General features: G+C 28.6%; 2 protein-coding genes. Both read right to left on the bottom strand.

Features of this window, described 5'->3' with window-relative positions; all coding sequences use genetic code 11:
* Positions 1 to 101 precede the first annotated feature (101 nt).
* Positions 102 to 758, bottom strand: a complete 657-nt coding sequence (locus tag ACOVO2_RS09550; RefSeq protein WP_421769742.1) for a hypothetical protein — start codon at positions 756 to 758, stop codon at positions 102 to 104.
* 27 nt (positions 759 to 785) lie between these two features.
* Positions 786 to 1448: a hypothetical protein gene (locus ACOVO2_RS09545; protein WP_421769741.1), complete on the bottom strand. Its 663-nt coding sequence runs from the start codon at positions 1446 to 1448 to the stop codon at positions 786 to 788.
* Between the last annotated feature and the right edge of the window lie 100 nt (positions 1449 to 1548).

Below are 1548 nucleotides of genomic sequence, written 5' to 3'. Positions count from 1 at the left end.
CTTCGAAAGTTTTTTCGCAACTGCTCAAAGTAAGAGCCGCTACTGCGAAAATTGAAGTAAATATTTTATTTATTTTCATTTTTTTTTGAGTCTTTAAATCTTCAACGACAGTTACTACTGCTAAAACAACAATACGAACACAACCCGAAGTTAGCTATTATTACAGGTGCTTCATAGGGCATTATAGCACCTAAACAACTCGCAAAACCAGCAAAATCGTTTTGATTACTAAGTGAGCAAAAAGCAACTGTTCCAAATACAGTCCCCAAAGAAATAGGCATAGAATAACTACAAAAATCATCACAAAAATTGGAAGGTTTTAACTTAGATTCAATATTTTTGAGAGAAATTTTTGAAGCTTGAGTTACTAAATCTTTTAATTTAACCTCATTCCCTATTTGACTTATCTCTCGATTATATTTCTTAAATATTAAAGAAAAAAACTTCATTTTATGTCCTGTAAAATCATTGTAAAACTCTGTAAGACCTGCTTTCTCAATTGAAATATTTATTTTTTTTATATCTTTTGATTTTAGTGTTTCCAAAAAATTATCAAGTTCTACTTTTGGAAGTTTATCCAGTTTTTGAAATAGAATAATTTCCTCTTCCCTTACATTTGTAAGATATGCAGTAAAATCTTTATCTTCAGATAAACTTTTAACAAAGTCTTGTTCAAAGCTTGAACTCTTTATTTCATTTTCTTCCTTACATGAAAGTAAAAAAATAAACATTGAAACTAACAATAAATACGTTTTCATTTTTCTGTTTTTTTTAGATTTATAAAATTATCTACAATTGCTTGTATACTGACAGCAGTACCAGCATATTCCAACATTTGCAGCTACAGCACCTAAGCTATATGGCATAAGTGATATTAAGCATTGTTCATATCCATATGGATTATTCTGATTGGTACCAGCACAATATAAAACTACTGCAAAATTTACTCCTGCAAGTACCGAAAATGACTCGCCACAAAAGTCTTCACAGTAATTAGCTGGTTTTAGATTAGCTCTTTTGGTTGAAAGTATTGCAGCACGTTTAAGCACATCATCAATTTTAATTTCATCACCTAATGATATTAATTCTTTTGTATATTTCTTGTGAATTGATAACAAATAACTTTTATTATTTTTTTCAAATTCATCAGAGAAGTCAGATAATCCAATTTTACGGATTGCAGTTTCAATCGTTTTACTATTTTTGGTTCTTAAATCAGATACAAAAATATCAAGGTCATCTTTTGGTAAACTTTCCATTTTTGTTATCAATACATCTTGCCCTTTTCTAATGTTTAAGACAAAACTGTTGAAGTCTTTATCTTCTGATAATTTTTTGATTAGAGACTCTTTAGTATTGATTTGTACTGTAGTCTTTACTTCACTATCATCTTTACAAGAGAGTAGAGAAGTGATACATAAAAAAAATAATAATTTTGTAATTTTCATTGTGTTTGAATTTATTTGATTTAAAATGTAAAATTTAAGTTGATTCCATATCTACGCATTGATGGTGTTTGCAAACCCGAAGAGCCACTTTCATTATACT

It is taken from the genome of Emticicia sp. (genome assembly GCF_049241225.1).
Classification (GTDB): domain Bacteria; phylum Bacteroidota; class Bacteroidia; order Cytophagales; family Spirosomataceae; genus Emticicia.
This window is presented reverse-complemented; position numbering and strand designations above follow the sequence as displayed.